The sequence below is a fragment of the Paenibacillus sp. JZ16 genome (assembly GCF_015326965.1).
Taxonomy (GTDB): domain Bacteria; phylum Bacillota; class Bacilli; order Paenibacillales; family Paenibacillaceae; genus Paenibacillus_AQ.
Genome location: NZ_CP017659.1, coordinates 3,113,463 through 3,131,430, shown reverse-complemented (window position 1 = coordinate 3,131,430; position 17,968 = coordinate 3,113,463). Strand labels below are relative to the sequence as shown.

General features: G+C 49.4%; 20 protein-coding genes and 6 tRNA genes. 20 read left to right on the top strand and 6 right to left on the bottom strand.

Features of this window, described 5'->3' with window-relative positions:
- The first annotated feature begins 64 nt into the window (after positions 1–64).
- A complete protein-coding gene (locus tag BJP58_RS14185) occupies positions 65–535 on the top strand; it encodes a DinB family protein (protein WP_194544415.1) in 471 nt (156 codons plus the stop codon).
- Positions 536–632: 97 nt separating this feature from the next.
- Here the strand turns inward: BJP58_RS14185 and cmpA are convergent, their stop codons facing one another.
- Together cmpA and BJP58_RS14175 are read right to left on the bottom strand one after the other, a co-directional pair.
- Positions 633–764, bottom strand: coding sequence for a cortex morphogenetic protein CmpA (gene cmpA / locus BJP58_RS14180; protein ID WP_015737250.1), 132 nt, complete (start codon positions 762–764; stop codon positions 633–635).
- 80 nt (positions 765–844) lie between these two features.
- The gene (locus tag BJP58_RS14175) at positions 845–1,195 is read right to left on the bottom strand and encodes a hydrolase/acyltransferase (protein WP_071222576.1); all 351 of its coding nucleotides are present in this window, start codon (positions 1,193–1,195) and stop codon (positions 845–847) included.
- Positions 1,196–1,293: 98 nt separating this feature from the next.
- Between BJP58_RS14175 and BJP58_RS14170 the strand changes: the two genes are divergently transcribed.
- The 13 genes from BJP58_RS14170 to BJP58_RS14110 all read left to right on the top strand — a co-directional run bounded on the left by BJP58_RS14170 (position 1,294) and on the right by BJP58_RS14110 (position 11,495).
- Positions 1,294–1,800, top strand: coding sequence for a SprT family protein (locus BJP58_RS14170; RefSeq protein WP_233355076.1), 507 nt, complete (start codon positions 1,294–1,296; stop codon positions 1,798–1,800).
- A gap of 26 nt (positions 1,801–1,826) precedes the next feature.
- A tRNA-Asn gene (locus BJP58_RS14165) sits at positions 1,827–1,902 on the top strand.
- Positions 1,903–1,905: 3 nt separating this feature from the next.
- Positions 1,906–1,994: transfer RNA gene (locus BJP58_RS14160), tRNA-Ser, on the top strand.
- Positions 1,995–2,637: 643 nt separating this feature from the next.
- Positions 2,638–3,333, top strand: coding sequence for a Type 1 glutamine amidotransferase-like domain-containing protein (locus tag BJP58_RS14155; RefSeq protein ID WP_194544414.1), 696 nt, complete (start codon positions 2,638–2,640; stop codon positions 3,331–3,333).
- A gap of 116 nt (positions 3,334–3,449) precedes the next feature.
- Positions 3,450–3,524, top strand: a tRNA-Glu gene (locus BJP58_RS14150).
- 268 nt (positions 3,525–3,792) lie between these two features.
- Positions 3,793–3,868, top strand: a tRNA-Lys gene (locus BJP58_RS14145).
- A 40-nt stretch (positions 3,869–3,908) separates the two neighbouring features.
- A tRNA-Leu gene (locus tag BJP58_RS14140) sits at positions 3,909–3,991 on the top strand.
- Positions 3,992–4,302: 311 nt separating this feature from the next.
- The gene (locus BJP58_RS14135) at positions 4,303–4,767 is read left to right on the top strand and encodes a KGG domain-containing protein (protein WP_194544413.1); all 465 of its coding nucleotides are present in this window, start codon (positions 4,303–4,305) and stop codon (positions 4,765–4,767) included.
- A gap of 259 nt (positions 4,768–5,026) precedes the next feature.
- Positions 5,027–6,694, top strand: a complete 1,668-nt coding sequence (locus tag BJP58_RS14130; protein ID WP_194544412.1) for an AraC family transcriptional regulator — start codon at positions 5,027–5,029, stop codon at positions 6,692–6,694.
- A gap of 118 nt (positions 6,695–6,812) precedes the next feature.
- Positions 6,813–7,835 (top strand): ABC transporter substrate-binding protein, encoded by a 1,023-nt coding sequence (locus tag BJP58_RS14125; protein ID WP_194544411.1) that lies wholly within the window; start codon positions 6,813–6,815, stop codon positions 7,833–7,835.
- Between the two features lie 40 nt (positions 7,836–7,875).
- Positions 7,876–8,883: a FecCD family ABC transporter permease gene (locus BJP58_RS14120; RefSeq protein ID WP_194544410.1), complete on the top strand. Its 1,008-nt coding sequence runs from the start codon at positions 7,876–7,878 to the stop codon at positions 8,881–8,883.
- Between the two features lie 19 nt (positions 8,884–8,902).
- Positions 8,903–9,895, top strand: coding sequence for a FecCD family ABC transporter permease (locus tag BJP58_RS14115; RefSeq protein ID WP_194544942.1), 993 nt, complete (start codon positions 8,903–8,905; stop codon positions 9,893–9,895).
- Positions 9,896–9,917: 22 nt separating this feature from the next.
- Positions 9,918–11,495, top strand: coding sequence for an alpha/beta hydrolase (locus BJP58_RS14110; RefSeq protein WP_194544409.1), 1,578 nt, complete (start codon positions 9,918–9,920; stop codon positions 11,493–11,495).
- Between the two features lie 138 nt (positions 11,496–11,633).
- Here the strand turns inward: BJP58_RS14110 and BJP58_RS14105 are convergent, their stop codons facing one another.
- Positions 11,634–12,278 (bottom strand): PAS domain-containing protein, encoded by a 645-nt coding sequence (locus tag BJP58_RS14105; protein WP_194544408.1) that lies wholly within the window; start codon positions 12,276–12,278, stop codon positions 11,634–11,636.
- Positions 12,279–12,455: 177 nt separating this feature from the next.
- On the opposite strand from BJP58_RS14105, the gene BJP58_RS14100 reads away from it, so the two are divergent.
- The 6 genes from BJP58_RS14100 (at position 12,456) to BJP58_RS14075 (ending at position 14,861) form a co-directional block, all read left to right on the top strand.
- On the top strand, positions 12,456–12,818 hold the full coding sequence (locus BJP58_RS14100; protein ID WP_156088551.1) for a helix-turn-helix domain-containing protein: 363 nt from the start codon (positions 12,456–12,458) through the stop codon (positions 12,816–12,818).
- Positions 12,819–12,921: 103 nt separating this feature from the next.
- Positions 12,922–13,004: transfer RNA gene (locus BJP58_RS14095), tRNA-Leu, on the top strand.
- 184 nt (positions 13,005–13,188) lie between these two features.
- Complete coding sequence (locus tag BJP58_RS14090) at positions 13,189–13,608, top strand: organic hydroperoxide resistance protein (RefSeq protein ID WP_194544407.1); 420 nt, start codon at positions 13,189–13,191, stop codon at positions 13,606–13,608.
- 134 nt (positions 13,609–13,742) lie between these two features.
- On the top strand, positions 13,743–13,985 hold the full coding sequence (locus BJP58_RS14085) for a zinc ribbon domain-containing protein (RefSeq protein ID WP_071222731.1): 243 nt from the start codon (positions 13,743–13,745) through the stop codon (positions 13,983–13,985).
- An 89-nt stretch (positions 13,986–14,074) separates the two neighbouring features.
- Positions 14,075–14,350 carry a hypothetical protein gene (locus tag BJP58_RS14080; protein ID WP_076324660.1) on the top strand — a complete coding sequence of 92 codons (276 nt, stop codon included), beginning with the start codon at positions 14,075–14,077 and terminating at the stop codon, positions 14,348–14,350.
- An 85-nt stretch (positions 14,351–14,435) separates the two neighbouring features.
- The gene (locus tag BJP58_RS14075; RefSeq protein WP_113060399.1) at positions 14,436–14,861 is read left to right on the top strand and encodes a thiol-disulfide oxidoreductase DCC family protein; all 426 of its coding nucleotides are present in this window, start codon (positions 14,436–14,438) and stop codon (positions 14,859–14,861) included.
- Positions 14,862–14,872: 11 nt separating this feature from the next.
- Here the strand turns inward: BJP58_RS14075 and BJP58_RS14070 are convergent, their stop codons facing one another.
- The 3 genes from BJP58_RS14070 to BJP58_RS14060 all read right to left on the bottom strand — a co-directional run bounded on the left by BJP58_RS14070 (position 14,873) and on the right by BJP58_RS14060 (position 17,749).
- Complete coding sequence (locus tag BJP58_RS14070; protein ID WP_194544406.1) at positions 14,873–15,349, bottom strand: FixH family protein; 477 nt, start codon at positions 15,347–15,349, stop codon at positions 14,873–14,875.
- Positions 15,350–15,389: 40 nt separating this feature from the next.
- Positions 15,390–16,802 carry a PepSY-associated TM helix domain-containing protein gene (locus BJP58_RS14065; RefSeq protein ID WP_194544405.1) on the bottom strand — a complete coding sequence of 471 codons (1,413 nt, stop codon included), beginning with the start codon at positions 16,800–16,802 and terminating at the stop codon, positions 15,390–15,392.
- Positions 16,803–16,879: 77 nt separating this feature from the next.
- Positions 16,880–17,749, bottom strand: a complete 870-nt coding sequence (locus BJP58_RS14060) for a thermonuclease family protein (protein WP_194544404.1) — start codon at positions 17,747–17,749, stop codon at positions 16,880–16,882.
- Positions 17,750–17,968 lie beyond the last annotated feature (219 nt).

Below are 17,968 nucleotides of genomic sequence, written 5' to 3'. Positions count from 1 at the left end.
TAATTTTTATGTAACATGCTATTTGATTTATGCTGGTTACAAATTTGATGCGGAGGCGATGGTTATGAACATGAAGGAACTGCTGCTCCAAAACTGGGATTATGCGATGGGGCAGGAGGATTGGTATCCGCCGATTCTTCCTGCCCTGAAGGACGTAACAGTTGAGCAGGCTTTGTGGAAACCGGAAGGGCAGGCGGCAAATTCCATTTGGGAGAACGTTCAGCATTTGCTGTATTACAAGCAGCGTCTGCTCGCGAGATTGGAAGGAACGCCGCTTCCTAATGAAGGAATCGGCAATGACGAGACGTTTCTTATTCATGACACAAGTGAGGGGGCATGGAATACGGCTCGGGAGCAGCTTCAGGATGTTCATGCCGCTTTACGACAGAAGATGGAAGTGATGACGGAGGCAGAGATCATCGAATCGCCGCAGCGAATACTTAGCTTAATCATGCATGATGCGTATCATACGGGACAAATTGTTTTTCTCCGGAAGCTTCAGGGCTCCTGGCCAGCTAAACGCAGCGATCTATAAGTATAACATTCGTCCATTCAGCCATCATAATAAATGCAAAAATAAGCCGGACAGGGCGTCCGGCTTATTGTCATACCTATGGATCGGTTGCAGTGCACTAACGGGCATTCGAGTTTTCTTCGCCCGGGGAATTCCGGTAAAAGTACCAGCATTCATTCAGCAGCTTGATCTGACGTCTGTCCTTTTTGCGAAAAGCGCGTGTCAATTGATTGCAGAGCCATTGCGGCAAGGGTATCTCCTCCTCTTGCTAATTCCATCTGTATGGATAGCATATGGGGAAAAAGCCCAAAGCGTGCAGGTCTACCTCGATTATAACGCTTCTTCCTCGTACCATTGCTCAAGCTGCGCTTGGAGAGCACGAATTTCGGTAAGCAATGAGATGAGCGGATATTCCGTTTCCTTAAGGGAAGCAAAGGCCTGCTCAAGCTCATTTATGTATTCCAGACCACCTTGAATGCTCAGCGATTCCTGAAGCAGATCCAAATTGTCGCATTCGGCTACAGCAAGAGGCAGCTGAGGTTTGCCTGCGGCGGTGAGTTTATCGATTTCCTTATTGAGGCGTAAATTTAGAGCACTGAGCTGGTAAGCATAGTCACTGGGCATTTCAACAAATAACAGCTCGTCCTGTCCTTTTAAAATAACGTAGCGCATGTTCGGCATGATTGCAGGTTCTCCCTCCATACTTTCTACTTGACAGTGTAGCCCAGAGAGAAGTTAAAATTCAAGTAGCATTTATACGGCAAAAGGAAGGATCAGACATGGTGACGATGAACGAGATGAGTAATGAAGAACTGCAGGCATGGGTTGAGAAAATCTCGCTGGAAAGCTTTCGGGTTCCGTTCAGGCATCAGGCTACGTTTAACCGGCGATTGTCTTCAACAGGCGGGCGTTATTTCATGAAAAGCCATAACATCGAGATCAATCCGCATCAGCTTGCTACGAACGGCAAGGAAGAGGTGGAGAAGATCATCAAGCATGAGCTGTGCCACTATCATCTGCATATCGCGGGCAGGGGATATCGGCATCGGGACGCTGATTTCAAAAGCCTGCTGCAAGCCGTTGGAGGGAGCCGTTTCTGCAAATCCTTGCCGAAGGGCAAGGCCGCGGGCCGTCGTCAACCGGAACCATACCGATATAAACTACGCTGCAGCGTCTGCGCAACCGAATATCTGCGTAAACGGAAGATGAATCCCGCCCGGTATCGGTGCGGAAAGTGCAGCGGACGCCTTACACTCCTGAAGCTTGACTCCCCTATGAAGTCATGATAAATTATTAATATCCAACTTAATGTTCCCTGATAGCTCAGTTGGTAGAGCACTCGACTGTTAATCGAGTTGTCACAGGTTCGAGTCCTGTTCGGGGAGCCATATGGAGAGATACCCAAGTGGCTATAAGGGGACCCTCTGCTAAGGGGTTAGACTGCGTAAGCGGTGCGAGGGTTCGAATCCCTCTCTCTCCGTTGAGCGTTACATCGAAGAAAGCTCCCATCACCAAGTGATTGGGAGCTTTTTTTGCATAGGGATGAGAACCCTGGATAGGGTTCGTCGGAGCATAAGCAGCGTTAGGAATACTTCGCAGTCTCGACCGAAGGGAGAGTACCCCTCTCTCTTTCGTTGAGCGTTACATCGAAGAAAGCTCCCATCACCAAGTGATTGGGAGCTTTTTTTGCATAGGGATGAGAACCCTGAATAGGGTTCGTCGGAGCATAAGCAGCGTTAGGAATACTTCGCAGTCTCGACCGAAGGGAGAGTACCCCTCTCTCTTTCGTTGAGCGTTACATCGAAGAAAGCTCCCATCACCAAGTGATCGGGAGCTTTTTTGCATAGGGATGAGAACCCTGAATAGGGTTCGTCGGAGCATAAGCAGCGTTAGGAATACTTCGCAGTCTCGACCGAAGGGAGAGTATCCCTCTCTCTTTCGTTGAGCGTTACATCGAAGAAAGCTCCCATCACCAAGTGATCGGGAGCTTTTTTTGCATAGGGATGAGAACCCTGGATAGGGTTCGTCGGAGCATAAGCAGCGTTAGGAATACTTCGCAGTCTCGACCGAAGGGAGAGTATCCCTCTCTCTTTCGTTGAGCGTGAATGGGGGAAGAGAGCTCAATGAAGCAGATCATTGCAATGGGTGGCGGCGGTTTTTCGATGGAACCGGATAATCTGCTGCTTGATCGCTATGTTTTGGCACAAGTATCGAAAGAATTGCCTGAAGTGTGTTTTCTTCCGACGGCAAGCGGAGATGCGGATGGTTATATTGAACGTTTCTATCATGCTTTCCGGACACTGCCGTGTACTCCCAGTCATCTGTCGCTGTTTCAGCCGAACTTTGCCGATCTTCGGTCTTTTGTACTCGAGAAGGATATCATCTATGTTGGCGGGGGCAATACCCGGAATATGCTGGTCTTGTGGAAGGAATGGGGCCTGGATCAGATACTCAAAGAGGCGTATGGACAGGGTGTCATCTTAACCGGGTTAAGCGCTGGTTCCATTTGTTGGTTTGAGCAAGGGGTGACGGACCCGTTGAACGCGCCTTTGTACAAGCTTGGGGGTTTGGGTATATTACAAGGCAGTCATTGCCCGCATTATGATGGTGAGAGCAAAAGAAGACCTGCCTATCATAAACTCGTGCTTCAAGGTGAAGTACAAGCAGGATATGCTGCTGATGATGGGGTTGCATTACATTTTATGGACGGACGGTTGCATCGAATCGTAAGCTCAAGGGAAAATGCACATGCATACCATGTGGATCGAGAAGGAAATAGCGTTCAAGAAGTGGAGTTAACACCGGAATTTTTAGGCTGATTTATTGGCCGAAAAAGCTCCAAAAATAAATTTTAAAATTTACGAAAAAAAAGCTTGCCAGCATTTTTGGAATTATGCTATACTCAATCTTGTCGTCACGGCGACGTGGTTAAAGTGGCCCGTTGGTCAAGGGGTTAAGACACCTCCCTTTCACGGAGGTAACAGGGGTTCGAATCCCCTACGGGTCACCACTTTCTATATAACCTCGGGATGAGAACCCCGTCGGTTCGTCGGAGCATAATCATCGTTAGGATAGGCTTCGCAGTCTCGAACGAAGAGAGAGTATCCCCTACGGGTCACCACTTTCTATATAACCTCGGGATGAGAACCCCGTCGGTTCGTCGGAGCATAATCATCGTTAGGATAAGCTTCGCAGTCTCGAACGAAGAGAGAGTATCCCCTACGGGTCACCACTTTCTATATAACTTTCTTATATGGCAGCAGCACGATTGTCATCGAGAGCCATTAGCTCAGTTGGTAGAGCACCTGACTTTTAATCAGGGTGTCGAAGGTTCGAGCCCTTCATGGCTCACCATTTTTTACAAAGCAACGAAACGATGTACTCCTTATATTATGCGGTAGTGGTGGAATGGCAGACACGCTATCTTGAGGGGGTAGTGGGTGTATACCCGTGGAGGTTCGAGTCCTCTCTACCGCATACGAATATTAAGAAAAAGCTCCGTACCTTGTGCGGAGCTTTTTTTTTCGCTTAAGATATCAGAAAGTATAAACTTCGAAGCATGCCCTTACCTGATCATGCAAGAAAATAACATCTAATCGAGTTCTGTCTTCTTTAGAATGTACGTTGATAGTTTTTTCTTATATCAAGGTTTACATAGGATTCATCACGGTTTTGATCGATTTTCATTGCACATTTATGCACAACAAGTGTTTCATCTCTGGTCAGGAGTTTAATATCATAACGTGGACGAGCAACAACTTCAAATTACCTATAAGGAGTGATTCAGAATGGCTAATAACAACAATGGAAAGATGAGCCGTGAAGAAGCAGGACGTTTAGGTGGAGAAGCAACTGCGAACAACCATGACAAAGAGTTCTACCAAGAAATTGGACGGAAGGGCGGCGAAGCAACTTCCCGTTCCCATGACAAAGAGTTTTATCAGGACATCGGTAAAAAGGGAGGAGACTCCACGTCAAACTCCCATGATAAGGAATTTTATCAGGAAATCGGCCAGAAGGGCGGGGAAGCGACTTCCGATTCCCATGGCAGGGAATTCTATGAGGACATCGGACGCAAAGGCGGCGAGGCTACCTCGGAATCCCACGGACGTGAGTTCTATCAAGAGATTGGACAGCAGGGCGGCGAAGCCAGAAGCGACAGCGGCAGCAGCGGGGACGGCAAGATGAGCCGTGAAGAAGCGGGCCGCAAAGGCGGCGAGGCAAGAGCAAGACAGCGCCAGCGGGGGAACTAATGACAATCCGGCGCATTTGAGAAGAGGTTTTTCTTGGAGGGGACTGATATTCTCTCATGCGAAGGATCCGCCTTCATACCCAATATTTGAAAAGCAGCAGCTACGGCTTCCTGACAGGAAGCGCGTGGCTGCTTTCTTTTTGTCTAACATCAGCATGCGACAAGGTGGAAAAGAGAATATCGTGCTGGACTTTTGGGACGGTGTGTGATAATTATATGATAATGATAACCATTCTCATTTAAGGTTGGGGTCTGTACATATGTTAAACCTGTCAACGAATAGCAGTAGCAAAAAAGATTCGCGTGAATACAGCGGGCTCACGGCCCGTTTATGGAATATGGATATTGTTCATGGGCAAGAGCTCTCCTTGGAGCAGCAGTTGGCAGTGCAGCCAGCCCTGATTATCCCGCTTAGCGGAGAAACCTGTTTACAACAGGCCGAGCAAATCACCCGTATGAATAAGGGATGCGTTTATTGTTGTGCAGCGGGGACTACTTTCGGAATTACGAGTGTCGATCACAGGAGTTCCGAGGAGCACGAGCAGGCTTCGGTCGCGATCCTTCATTATAGTTTCATGGAAGGGATATCAGGATGCGGTAGATTGCATGAGGTGGATTGCGCCGATTTCATGCCCTATGACGGCATCTTTGTCATCAGCTCTCCGGACCGCTTGAATCTCGTCTGCCGGTCGATGTATAAGGATTTTCACAGTAAGGAGCCCATGAAGCAATGGAGGGTTCAGCTGGATTTTCAAGAGCTGCTATATACGATGATTGCCGAATGCAGCCCTTACTCCAAGAATGATAAGCGGCAAGCGCTGGAGCGGGTGAAGGAGTATATCGAGGAACATTATGATGAAGATTTAACGATTGAACAATTGGCGAACCTTTCGGAGCTGAGTCCCAAATATTTTGTTGAAGTATATAAGAAGACGTACGGGCACAGCGCGATGGATTATTTGGCGCATGTTCGTTTGAACAAGGCGAAGCAGTTGATGCTGGGCTCGGATTCATTGCTGCGTGAAGTGGCGCACATGGTGGGGTATAAGGATGAATTTTATTTTAGCCGCAAGTTTAAGAAGGCATTCGGGATATCCCCCTCGGTGTATATGAAAACAAGGAAAAATAAACTGGCGATGTACGGCTCAACGGCCCTCCTGGGTTACGCCATGCCGCTGGATTTCACGCCGTATGCGGCTCCGCTTCATCCGAAGTGGTCACAGCATTACTATAACATTCTTGGGCCGGATATCCCCGTTCATCTGGATGCATACCGTCAGAATCATAATAAATATGCGAATCTGGAGAAGCTGGCCTCGGCACGTCCGGAGCTCATCGTTTGTGCACAGGGGGTGGAAGATTGGGAGAAGGAGCAGCTTCGGCTGATTGCCCCCCTCTACGAAATGCCTGAAGAGCAGGGAGGGTGGCAGGTTAATCTGTTAGGGCTCGCTAAATTGCTGAACAAGCTGCCCGAAGCAGAGCAGTGGATCGATACGTTTCATCATAAAATATCGACTTACCGTGGGAAGCTCCCCGCTGAAATGATGGAAGAACGCACGCTTTTGACCGCACGCCTGCATCAGGATGAACTGATGGCTTACAGTCATCCGGGCATGAAGGAACTATTATTTGATTATTTTAATTTTCAGCCGGCTAAGTCTGTGGACTGGGAGGAGGCTGGACGTTTAACGATTGAGCAGATCAAGGAGAGCCGGGCAGACCATATGCTGCTCTTGATCCGTCAGGATTCCGAAACGCTGGCCAATTGGAGAAAACTGCAGGCAACGCCGGAGTGGATGACCATTCCTGCGGTGCGAGACGGAACGTTGCACCAACTATCCTCTTACCCTTGGCGCGAGTACTCTCCCATTGCGATGGAGCAGATGGCGGAGGAAGCCTTTCGGTTGTTTTCCGGAAATTGTCCATGAGGAATCCGGTGATTTGTCCATGGTACTAAGAGAGCAAATCCTATACTATGATCAATAATGATAATCATTATCAATTGTTGAGTGAATCATAGATCATGGAAGGGGTAATTGGAGAGAGATGAAACGAATGAAATGGGTCTTGGGGTTATTGCTGGTATTTGCGTTGGTACTGTCCGCCTGCGGTGGAGGCAGCGAGGCTAAAGATACAGACGGAGCTAGCGCGAATAATGCAGCAGAGAGCGCGAACACAGCCGGGGAGGAAAACGCTTCGAAAGAAGAAGCGGCTCCAGCATCGTCCGATACTAAAGTTGTGAAATATCTCGATCAGGAATATACGCTTCCTGCCAAGACGGAGCGCATCGTTATCACCGGTGCCGTTGAAGCCATGGAGGATGCCATTGTGCTGGAAGTAAACCCGGTTGGGGCCATTAGCTTCTCGGGTAAATTCCCGCCGATGTTTGAATCGATTACGAAGAACGCCCAGTCGGTTGGCGAGAAAATGGAGCCGAATTTCGAAACGATCCTGTCTTTGAAGCCGGATGTGATTTTGGCATCGTCCAAAGCCAAGCCTGAAGTCATTGAACAGTTAAATAAAATCGCACCCACGATTCCGTACTCCCATATATCGACCAACTGGGAGAGCAACCTGAAATTGCTCGGCGAGTTAAGCGGCAAACAGGAACAAGCGGAACAGGCAATCGCGAAATATAAAGAGAGCTTGGAAGAAGTCAAAGCGACGATTGGAGATAGCCTGAAGGACAAGAAAGTTCTGGCGCTTCGGATTCGTGCGGGCGAGATGTACATCTATCCGGCAGGCGTGTTCTTTAACCCGGTATTGTATGAGGATTTGGGGATTGAAGTACCGGCTGAAGTAGCGGCAGCCAAAGCACAGGAACTGATCTCGAAAGAGAAAATTGCAGAGATGAATCCGGATTATGTATTTGTCCAATTCTCGCCAGATGAGAATAAGGATACGCCGAATGCTTTGGAAGAACTTCAGAATGATCCGATCATGAAGAACTTGAATGCATTCAAGAACGGGACCGCTTTTGTCAACGTGGTGGATCCACTGGCTCAAGGCGGAACCGCGTACAGCAAAATCGAGTTTCTGAAAGCTGCAGTCGATAGCTTGACAAAGTAACATCCAACATTTCAGTATAAACCTATAAGGCGTGTTGTTCATGAGGTTCAAAAAATCACTGCCGGCTGTCATCCTTGTGATGGCCCCGGCAGTCTGTTTCTTGCTCATAGCGGCCTCCATCCTGTATGGAGCCAAAAATATTACGATGGATACCGTTTGGGATTCCATCTTTGCTTTTGATTCGGAGAGCATCGATCATCAGATTATTGTGAGCTCCAGATTGCCGAGAGTTGTCGGTGCCATGCTTATCGGCGCTTTTCTCGCGGTATCAGGCGCTTTAATGCAAGGAATGACAAGGAACTATTTGGCGTCCCCATCCATCATGGGAGTATCAGATGGTTCGGTGTTCGCGGTAACACTGTTCATGGTATTTATCCCGAACGCCAGCTCCAATATGTATATCGTCAGCTCGTTGATCGGCTCAGCCATCGGAGCGGCCGTCGTGTTCGGCTTGGCATGGCTTATTCCTGGCGGGCTCAGCCCGGTTCGACTGGCTATACTCGGAACCGTAATCGGGACGTTTCTTAGCGGTACTGCAGAGGCTTTGGCGGCCTATTTTCAGATATCGCAAAATATCAGCTTCTGGTACAATGCCCGGCTGCATGCCATGGACCCGGAACTGATTAAACTGAGCATTCCGTTTGCAATCGTTGGTTTGTGTCTTGCCGTTGTATTATCCAAATCGATCACGCTGCTGTCGCTCGGGGACGAGACGGCCAAAGGGCTCGGTGTGAATACATGGCTGATTAAGGCCCTTGCGATGGTGGCTGTTGTGATTCTGACGGGCGTATCTGTAGCCCTGGCGGGTAAGGTTGCCTTTGTAGGTTTGATTATTCCTCATATTGCCCGTTTCCTGTCCGGCTCGGATTATCGATGGATCATACCGGTGTCAGGCGTGCTTGGCGGCATGTTTCTTGCATTATGCGATATTCTCGCACGGTTTGTAAATTACCCGTTTGAGACGCCGGTGGGCGTTATAACTTCGTTGATCGGGGTTCCTTTCTTCCTCTACTTGATCAAGACGAGGGGAGGGACTCAGCGTGCGTAACACCTATTATCGATTCCCGATGGTTCTGACTGGAGGAATCTTGGTTGTATTGACTGCCGTATATTTCAGTCTGACCAACGGGACGTTTGATATGTCCATCAAGGAAGTATTTCAAACTTTGCTCCGCATGAATCCCAATTCGGATTTCGATCTCGTTGTGTTCGAGTTCAGGCTGCCTCGTATTGTGCTTGGCGCTCTCGTCGGCTTTGCGCTGGGTATGGCCGGTGCAGTTATCCAGGGGGTTACCCGCAACGGTCTTGCGGATCCGGGCATTCTCGGCATCAATGCAGGCGCAGGCATGGCGGTTGTGTTGTTTATGTTCCTGCTGCAAGGGCAGATCACGATGACCGGCTGGTTCGGGGTTATGATGATGCCGATGTTCGGTATCGCTGGCGGTTTGGCGGCAACTACGGCCATATTTATGTTCGCCAGAGAAAACGGAAAGCTGGATCCGCAGCGGCTAATTCTTGTGGGGATTGCGATTGCATCTGGTTTTGGTGCTATTACGATGTTCCTCTCGCTGAAAATGAATCCATCGGATTATGAGATGGCTGTATCTTGGCTGGCCGGCAGCCTTCACAGCGCTAACTGGAAGTTCGTGGTCACGATGCTTCCTTGGCTCATCATGCTGCCGCCTGTCATTTGGCTCCGCTCTCAAGTGCTCGATTTGTTCCAGCTGGGCGAGGAAAGCGTGAAGAGTGTCGGGGTAACCGTTGAACGCGAGAAAAATGTATTGCTTCTATGCAGCATCGGTTTGGTCAGCGCGAGCGTTGCCGTATCCGGCAGCATCGGGTTTGTCGGTCTGATCGCTCCGCATCTGGCGAGGCAGCTGGTTGGACTGCAGCACAGGCATATCATCCCGATCAGCGGTATAGCAGGCATGGCGATTGTGGTCATAGGCGATTTCATCGGTAGAACGATATTCGCTCCGGCCGAGCTGGCTGCAGGCATTGTGGTGTCCGTGATTGGGGTTCCATATTTTATCTATCTATTAATTCGTATGCGAAAATAAAAGCAGCTTTCGGGAGGATCACATGAATCGTTATCAACAGCTGGTGGTTGAGGACAGGGAACTCACACTGTATTTGCCTCCTTCCTATCATGAGTCGGACCGTTCTTATCCTGTTGCCTACGTACAGGATCAAGGAGATATGTTCACGGACTGTCTCAATTATCTGAACCATCTGTTTGCAGCAGGCCAACTCGTCGAGGTCATCCTGGTCGGGATTTCGTCAACAAATCGAAACCGTGAGTACACGCCTTGGCCGGCCGAGCCGCTGCTGGAGGGCAATCCGCCTTTCGGCGGGGAGGGCAGAGCTTATGTCGATGAGGTGGCGGATGTCATCAAGGCGTACATAGACAGACAGTACCGTACACTCGCAGCGCCCGAACATACAGCCATCATTGGTGGTTCCTTTGGCGGTTTGATCTCGATGTTCGCGGGGTATTGGCGTCCCGAGACCTTCGGACGGATCGGGATGCTGTCGGCTTCGTTATGGTATGACGGGGTTATGGGTTACATCAGGGAGCAGGGGGAATTGCCTGCCGGGCTGAGGGTATATATGTCCGTTGGACAGTTGGAAGGCGCATATAAGAACAATGCGCAGAAACATATGTATCCGAATAACGTCGAGGCGCATCGATTCTGGATCGAACAAGGGGTGAGCCCCGAGCGGCTCCAACTGGCGGTAGATCCTGATGGGACCCATGATCCCATTTTTATGGCCAGAAGATTTCCGGATGCGCTGCGGTGGTTGTTCGTCAAGGAAGAATATGACCAAGAATCTGAGATGGTGCGAGCTAACTGCAATAACCACGAAAAGGATCCTCTGTTTTGCATACCGGGAACGGTGACATGGTCCATGCAATCCGACGTCACAGGCCGCGAATACCGTATTTTCATTGCCGAACCGATGGGACCACCACCTGAAGGCGGTTATCCTGTATTATATTCGCTGGATGCCAATGCGACCTTCGGAACGCTTGCGGAGGCAATCCGACTGCAATCCCGGACCCCCCGCGGCATTCCCTCGGCGCTTATTGTCGGGATCGGCTTTGATAGTGACAGTCCGATCGTGAGCAGCGAGCGTTTTTACAACTTTACTGAATATGCTGAAGACCATGAATTGCCGGTCCGCCCTAACGGATTGGATTGGCCGGAAACAGGCGGCGTCGAAGCATTCCTTACGTTCATCGAGTTTCAGCTGAAGCCGGCCGTGGAGCGGCAATACGCGGTGAATCGTTCGAAGCAGGCGCTGTTCGGGCACTCGCTCGGTGGTTTTTTCACCTTGTATACATTATTCACCAGACCGGAGACCTTTTCGCGGTATATTGCGGCTTGTCCCTCGGTGTGGTGGAAGAACTACGCGCTGTACAAACGGTGGGAAGAGGGGAAGCTCCGTTTACAACAGAGCGGACAGCGTAAAGAGCTGCGTCTGTATGTTGGAGCTGAGGAGAAGCCGTCCATGGTTCAAGACGCCAGGGAACTCTATGCATTCCTCAAAGGGCATGATGAGGTGGTGGAGACTACGTTCCATGAAATTGAGGGAGAAGGCCACGTCTCGGTGCTGCCTGCTCTGATAAGCCCTCTGCTTCGTTTTGTGAACGCGTAATAATAATGCCTTAATAATGCCTTAAGCATGAATAAGCATGAATAAGCATGAATAAGCAGAATAAGCAGCCTCATATCCAGGGATAAAGCCGGATCATGAAGCTGCTTATTCCGCGTTGCTGTATACATAGGCAAAGAGTTAATCAAGTATTTCCGGATCATCAAGGATGGAAGAGTACTTTGGGTATAATCTGCGAATGCAATCCGGACAGATATCGTGGGTAAATTCAATGGGGAGGCGGCTCTCCAAATAGCTCTCCACAGGCTCCCACTCTTCCGCGTGGTGAACGTATTTGCATACGGCGCAGATGGGAATATGCCCGGGAAGGGGAAAGCTGTGAGCCAGCGCTTGTTCCAGCAGCAGCTCCTTGCGTTTGAACTTCGTAATATCCGTAAATGATATCATAGCTCCGTGAATACGGCTGTCCTTGTTGATAAGCAGCGGCAGTACCTCACATAAAACCCAATTCTCTTGGCCGTTCCATTGTACGGCATATTCAAAGGAATAATCAGATTGCTTCCCCAACATAACATCTCTTACGGAGGGCAAATCCAACTCACGGAAAAAGTGACCAAATGAAGCCAGACTCAGGGACTTGGAAGCGAGATTAAAAAAAGATGCCCCCTGCCATCCAAACTCAGGGGAAACACCATATCTTCCGGCCATGGTAATGAGTGGATCGTTAATTTTGTCTATGATGCCATCCGGCGTAATGATCATCAATCCTTTGTTCAAGGAATGAACCGCATTATTCCAGGATGTGATCATGGTATCGTAGGGCAAATGACTCGCTCCTCATACTGAATAGACTCATGAGTAAAAGATACAACGATCCATGAGTACTATGGTATAATTTAGGCAATATATATTTGATTATACACGTAAATAAGTGGTTTTGCAAGAGAAAAATACGTACATAAGTAATTTTCTTTCAAAGAGAACTAGGAAGGCGGTTGTTTGATGCAGTCTATTTACCAACGAATCGAACATCTCATAGAAAGCCGAGGTATGACCAAGAAGGCGTTTTGTGAAACCCTCGGGATCAGCACAGGAAATTTTGGTGATTGGAAGAGGGGGAAAACAACGCCGAGTACAAATAAATTGATTGAGATTGCTGCATTCTTTTCCGTAAGCTTGGATTGGTTGATTATTGGCAAGGGCAACCCTACCCGCGTCAATGAAGCGCGTGGGGAGTACGAAGTGGACCCGGAATCATCCGATCTTCCCATCATGTCCGGATTGGCAGAGAATGAGAAGGAGTTTATCCGGGAATACATCGAGTTTTCGGCATACCGGAAGGAAAAACGAAACGATAAGACCTAGCTGCTCATGCGTCTAACCGACCCCCCCATAATTTGGATCTTTACTTTTGTGTGACGGAACAGTATAATAGGGAATGTTCGCTACAGAACATCCCTTATAACATGCGGTAGTGGTGGAATGGCAGACACGCTATCTTGAGGGGGTAGTGGGTGTATACCCGTGGAGGTTCGAGTCCTCTCTACCGCATACTTTATGAAGAAGCTGTTTATCAAGAGGAATTCTTCCTTTGATAAACGGCTTTTTTGTTTGCTTAGCAAGCTGGGACATGCGGTTTCTTATGCGAGTTTGCCCAATTATCGTTTCAATTTGTGCTGCAAGTTTAAAGAGTACATGTAGAGACCATAATAGGGCATGAAGGAGATGAACGAGCATGAAACCATTATACACAGCAGATGTAAAAGTCATTGGAGGGCGTGAAGGCTCTGTTGAATCTACCGATGGGGTTCTTAATCACAAGTTAAACATGCCGAAGGAGCTTGGAGGACCGGGCGGTGACGGAACCAATCCGGAGCAGCTGTTTGCGGCCGGCTATGGCGCCTGTTACGAAAGCGCCCTGGCTCATATCGCCCGTAAAGAGGGCGTCGAGCTCAAGGACGTCGTGATCCATTCTCAGGTCATGATCGGAAAGGACGATGGCGCTGACGGTTTTAAGCTTGCGGTGAAGCTGAAGATCGAAATGCCGGGAATCGAACGAAGCCAGGCGGAGGACCTCGCGAAGAAGGCGCATGCGTTCTGCCCTTATTCCAAGGCTACCCGAGGCAACATTGACGTGGAGTTAAGCGTAAGCTAACCATAAAGGAATTCGGATGGTCCTCTGAAATGGAGGGCCATCCTTTTTTGTCGGCTTACGATGCGGAATATGAAACTTTTTACATGATACTCCGTATTTCAGTTAAAGCTATGAATTGGAAAGGGGCGCTTAAGATGAGTATTGAACAAATGATAGAGGAACGGTTTGTATGCAGCAAATGCGGAGGGAATCACTGCCAGACGAAAGAGGTCTCGATGTCAGGGGCCGGGCTGAGCAAGATGTTTGATATTCAGCACAATCATTTCCTATTTGTTTCCTGTACGAACTGCGGATATGTGGAAGTGTTCAACCCGGATATATTAGAAGGTAAAAAGAGGGGGCAGCTTGGCTCGATCCTGGATGTGTTCTTCGGTTGACATCACCCCTAAAATTCTTTAATATGACTAAGTACCAGAAAGTACAAACCAGTCATAGGGAATTTAAATAAAATAAACGGGTGATGAACATGCCATACAGACCGCAGATTGCAAATGTGACCACAGCTGGAAGCAATGAAAAAGAAGGGCTTTACGAATTCATTATCCACACGGCTGACGGAACGGATATTCGCGTATTCTATAACCGCTTCCCGGAATGGAAACTGACTGCGCTTAGCCGACTTGGGAAAGTACCTTGCCCGGTTTGTCGTAAGGATTTCATATGCAAATGCATGGAGAAATTCTCGAACGAATTCGACCAGCAGATGAAAGACGGCGAGTGGCTGAACAAAGCTGCTGAGTAATAAACCAATAAGCGTACTTGATCAAGCGTAGGAGAGGGCTCCTGCGTTTTTTCTTGTTTTAGGCCTGAAGGGAGCCAGGAAATATATGAAGGATCGTGCAACCGATAATCATGAGGACTATGCGATTGTGCTGATTGATGGTGTGTGCCATTTGTGCCAGGGTCTGACGCAGTTCATTATCAAGAGAGATCCTGCTGGTGCCTTTCGCTTCGCTTCGCTGCAATCCGAGATTGGGCAGGAGCTGTTGAGGCAGGGAGGGCTTCGTGGAGATACTACGGAAACGATGGTGCTGATTGAACAGGGGAGGTATTACACAAGGTCGACGGGAGCTCTGCGGATTGCACGGCGTCTTCGCTTTCCTTGGCCGCTGTCGTATATTTTGATCCTGATTCCCCCTTTTTTACGGAATCTGGTGTACCGCTGGGTGGCAAAGAACCGCTATCGGTGGTTCGGACAATCGACGGAATGCATGGTTCCGACGCCGGAGATTCGGCGCCGGTTTTTGTCCTAATCCAGCTTGCTTTAATGATGATGATCTGCCGTACCCTCTTGAAATGTCGGGGTCCCCGCTTGCAGGTAGGCAAGCTCGGCCTCGGACAGTTTGCCGACGGCGAACGGTTTCTGGGGGATGATGATGGAACCGTTGTTGCCGCTGTGCAGCTTGATGAAATATAGCCCCTCTTTATCGAAGGTTCTGGTTACCGTATACACGCCATCACCGACCTCTACCGCATCCGTCATGGGATCCCGCAGGGAGCCGTCATGGCTCCACAGTTCGTAGTGGACAAAATCCGCACCAGGTACTCTTTGGCCATCCTGGGTGAGAATGATCTCAATGGTCTCCGGTTGATGAACGGATAACGTCTCCGGTATGTTTACCTCGGCGATCAGCGGGATTTCTTTTTCATACCGGTTGACTGCTTCGGGACTGGCCGAACAAGCGCTCAGCAGCAGGAACGATAGCAATGCGCATAATATAAAACGGCTTTTCATGATCATGAAACCGCCACCCCTTATTGTAGTTAGAGTAAAGACCGAATCAGGCATTCAGAAATGTCTTGATCGCCGGTACCCTCCGAACGATGACATAATCGATGATCCACACGATGATGAGCGACAAGCCCACAAGCGGGAACAGGATCCCCAAAGCGATGAGCAGCAGAAGGAATACCCTCATGTTCTTGGCTTTAACCTCGGGTGCTTTTGGTGCCCCCAGTCCATGCTCCGGTTTTCGCTTCCACCACAAGTACAGACCGCTCACCGCAATGAAAATGATGCCTATGCATATAAGCAAACTGAAGATTTGGTTAACGATACCGAACTGTGTTCCTTTATGCAGTGTAATGCCCAGGGCAACGGCTTTGCCAACGACTCCATAATGATCATAGCGATAATCCGCCAACACCGCGCCGCTGTACTGGTCGATATGCATGGTAGCCTCGTCTTGGGCTTTCGGCGGATAGGCCGACAACGTGTACACCCCGTCCGCTTGCTGCGGAATGCTGATGGTGTAGCTTGGATGGATCCCCTCGCTTCGGGCTACGTACATGACATCTTCGATTGGAAGCGGCGTAAAGTCGGAGATGGTGGAGTTAGGTACCTCCAGATTTTCGGCCGCCCAAGGGACCTCTGCGACTTCCTTCGTCTGAACCACATGGGAGGATGGCGCACTGCCTGACCAGATGGAAGGCGGATAGCCGGCACCGGTATTGGTTGCCACCGTTTGAAAATTGCTGCCCCACAGGCCTGACCAGGGCAAGCCGGTCATGATGAGAAACAGCATGCCTGCCGCGATCCAGAAGGCGGGAACGGCGTGCAGGTCCCTGCGGAGAATCTGCTTGCCCTTGCCCAGACGCGGATACAGGATGCCCGCGAGGCTTCCTTTGTTTTTGCTTTTGTTTTTATTTTTTGGAAACCACAAATACACGCCGGTAAGGATGAGCACGATCGCCCAGCAGGCGGCAAGCTCCACGATCCGGTCCCCCACGGTCCCGACCATCAGCTCGCCGTGGAACTCCTCGATTTTGTCCATGATGCGGTCTTTGTCTTTCAGCTCGCCAATCTTTTCTCCCGTATAAGGGTCCATGAAGACGGTCATGGATTCGCCTTCTGAGGTCAAACTGATCTCCGTAGAGCGGGAATCCGACTCGCCGGGGCGGTATTTCGTGATCGTAGCGTCAGGGTAGAGCGCTTTAACTTGTCCGACCAGCTTGCTGGGCGTTACCCGTTCAACCTGAGGGGTTACCGTGTAGTAGTCCCGATATAGCGCTTGTTCAATCTGAGGCTTAAATAAGTAAACGGAGCCGGTGATCGCCAGGATGATCAGAAAGGGCGCAAAAATGATGCCGGCATAGAAATGCCATCTCCACACGGTTTTGTACCATGCGGCAGGGTTTGGATTAGATGATTGACTTTCATTTGGTTTGGCTGCTGGAGGTTTCTTGTTCCCCATGGCTGGTGGCTCCTTTTCAATTAAGGCTAAAATTTATATAAGATGAACTTGAGGGTTCATTTCATATAACAGATGGTTTACTTCGGGGCCCGGAAACCGGCCTGGACGGCTTCTGCCTCGCTGCAGAACCACTGCTCCTGCTTCGTGCGCTCATAGTATGGGGATTCGGGAGTATGGTAGATTTTCTCGCCCTTCGAGTTGATGTTGCCCTTGATGTCGCAGCCTTGCTTGGACTCTTGGCTGTTCTCTTTCGGAGCTTGGATTGCCGCTGTGTTATTACGGCTGCCGTTGTTCTTGTTGTTTGTGTTGTCCTGCTCCTCCGGATGGAAGCCGTCTTCCTGGGCATAGTTCTCTACGCTCCATATCCCGAGCGCCTGGTCCCGGCTGATCCGCTGCAAATCATCAAATTTGTCCACATAGCGGGTGTTGGGCGGATAGATATAGGCCACGCGGGCGAGTCCTTCTTCAAGCAGCGATTCCTGGACCATTTTTCCGTCGGCATATACATACGCAAGCAGCCTGGAGTATTTATCGCGGTTCGGACCGATATCAAATTCCAATTCAAGAAGGTCGGCTTGTTCCACCAGTTCCTTCGTAAAAGCCTTGGCCTCGGGCCCGAATGGCTGTACGCCCAGCTTCGGATGACTCGTCTCGGGGGTATCGATCAGGAGCATCCGGACATTCTCCTTCTTCCCTTCGAACATCACGCTGATGGTGTCACCGTCAACGGCTTTGACCAGTTCAACGGCTACCCGCGGAAGATTCAGATCATCGGTTGGATAGGTCGTTTGTTTGGAATTCGTTGTACTGGTGTTGTTTGTCTTGGCTTCGGATTTAACGCTTGTTGCGGTTCCTTCGTTTGATGTCGCCGGGGACATCAGCGGCTGGCTGCAGCCTGATAATAGCAGCAAGGCGGTTAGCATAGCGGTTAACATTCGTTTGTTCACTTGTTGTCACGCTCCTGGCTTGGAAGTTTGGTTCAGATGGTTTAGGAGTTTATGTAATGTTGGTTCTATATAAGTAGTTCTTATATAGAGAACATTCGTTCTAAGCCTATATAGTAGGACATATATCCTTGTTTTGACAATAGTGATTAAGGGCTATCTGTATATCAAAATAATATCTTGCCGTTCTGCTGCAACTGTGATATTCTAATGTCAAATTAT

Coding starts and splice junctions, on each gene's coding strand:
- BJP58_RS14075 (WP_113060399.1), top strand. CDS start 14,436: ATGAAGGATCGTGCAACCGATAATCATGAGGACTATGCGATTGTGCTG.
- BJP58_RS14070 (WP_194544406.1), bottom strand. CDS start 15,349: ATGATCATGAAAAGCCGTTTTATATTATGCGCATTGCTATCGTTCCTG.
- BJP58_RS14130 (WP_194544412.1), top strand. CDS start 5,027: ATGTTAAACCTGTCAACGAATAGCAGTAGCAAAAAAGATTCGCGTGAA.
- BJP58_RS14185 (WP_194544415.1), top strand. CDS start 65: ATGAACATGAAGGAACTGCTGCTCCAAAACTGGGATTATGCGATGGGG.
- BJP58_RS14110 (WP_194544409.1), top strand. CDS start 9,918: ATGAATCGTTATCAACAGCTGGTGGTTGAGGACAGGGAACTCACACTG.
- BJP58_RS14155 (WP_194544414.1), top strand. CDS start 2,638: ATGAAGCAGATCATTGCAATGGGTGGCGGCGGTTTTTCGATGGAACCG.
- BJP58_RS14125 (WP_194544411.1), top strand. CDS start 6,813: ATGAAACGAATGAAATGGGTCTTGGGGTTATTGCTGGTATTTGCGTTG.
- BJP58_RS14135 (WP_194544413.1), top strand. CDS start 4,303: ATGGCTAATAACAACAATGGAAAGATGAGCCGTGAAGAAGCAGGACGT.
- BJP58_RS14175 (WP_071222576.1), bottom strand. CDS start 1,195: ATGCCGAACATGCGCTACGTTATTTTAAAAGGACAGGACGAGCTGTTA.
- BJP58_RS14100 (WP_156088551.1), top strand. CDS start 12,456: ATGCAGTCTATTTACCAACGAATCGAACATCTCATAGAAAGCCGAGGT.
- BJP58_RS14085 (WP_071222731.1), top strand. CDS start 13,743: ATGAGTATTGAACAAATGATAGAGGAACGGTTTGTATGCAGCAAATGC.
- BJP58_RS14115 (WP_194544942.1), top strand. CDS start 8,903: ATGGTTCTGACTGGAGGAATCTTGGTTGTATTGACTGCCGTATATTTC.
- BJP58_RS14065 (WP_194544405.1), bottom strand. CDS start 16,802: ATGGGGAACAAGAAACCTCCAGCAGCCAAACCAAATGAAAGTCAATCA.
- BJP58_RS14170 (WP_233355076.1), top strand. CDS start 1,294: ATGGTGACGATGAACGAGATGAGTAATGAAGAACTGCAGGCATGGGTT.
- BJP58_RS14080 (WP_076324660.1), top strand. CDS start 14,075: ATGCCATACAGACCGCAGATTGCAAATGTGACCACAGCTGGAAGCAAT.
- BJP58_RS14120 (WP_194544410.1), top strand. CDS start 7,876: ATGAGGTTCAAAAAATCACTGCCGGCTGTCATCCTTGTGATGGCCCCG.
- BJP58_RS14090 (WP_194544407.1), top strand. CDS start 13,189: ATGAAACCATTATACACAGCAGATGTAAAAGTCATTGGAGGGCGTGAA.